This is a genomic window from Streptococcus sp. E24BD, from assembly GCF_041807825.1.
In the GTDB taxonomy this organism is placed as follows: domain Bacteria; phylum Bacillota; class Bacilli; order Lactobacillales; family Streptococcaceae; genus Streptococcus; species Streptococcus entericus.
This window is the reverse complement of record NZ_JBGTZB010000057.1, coordinates 1-620: the sequence shown is the minus strand read 5'-3', so window position 1 is coordinate 620 and position 620 is coordinate 1. Positions and strand designations below refer to the sequence as shown.

The following is a 620-nucleotide window of genomic DNA, read 5'->3' as shown; positions in this document are numbered from 1 at the left end:
GAGAGAGCGAGGGTTCCAGTAGCGTTTGAGGGCTCTGTATTCGTGGGAATTTCGATCAAACTGGTTCATTATCTGAACATGTAGCCTGTTCATTGCCCTGCTCATATGCTGGACAATGTGGAAACGATCGAGAACGATTTTCACATTTGGAAATAGTTTCTTAGCGATGTCGTAATAAGGGCTAAACATGTCCATGGTGATGACCTTAACACGGCTTCTAACCGCTCTAGAATAGCGCAGAAAGTGGTTGCGAATGGTGGCTTTGGTTCGACCATCTAGAATAGCTAGGATTTTGAGCGAGTTAAAGTCTTGAGCGATGAAGCTCATTTTGCCTTTCTTGAAGCTGTACTCGTCCCAGNNNNATAGCGCAGAAAGTGGTTGCGAATGGTGGCTTTGGTTCGACCATCTAGAATAGCTAGGATTTTGAGCGAGTTAAAGTCTTGAGCGATGAAGCTCATTTTGCCTTTCTTGAAGCTGTACTCGTCCCAGGACATATTAGTTGGTAGCCAGTTCAAGTCTGTCTTGAACTGAAATTCCTTTAGTTTTCGGATGACCGTTGAGGTTGATACGGCTAGGCTTTCAGCGATGGCCGTCATGGCGACTTTCTCCATCAATTTTTG

At 45.0% G+C, this 620-nt stretch carries 2 pseudogenes; both read right to left on the bottom strand.

The window, feature by feature from the left end:
• Positions 1–357: pseudogene (locus tag ACERC5_RS09595) on the bottom strand (transposase); the annotation flags it as partial.
• A 131-nt stretch (positions 358–488) separates the two neighbouring features.
• Positions 489–620 (bottom strand): annotated as a pseudogene (locus ACERC5_RS09590) (ISL3 family transposase); the annotation flags it as partial.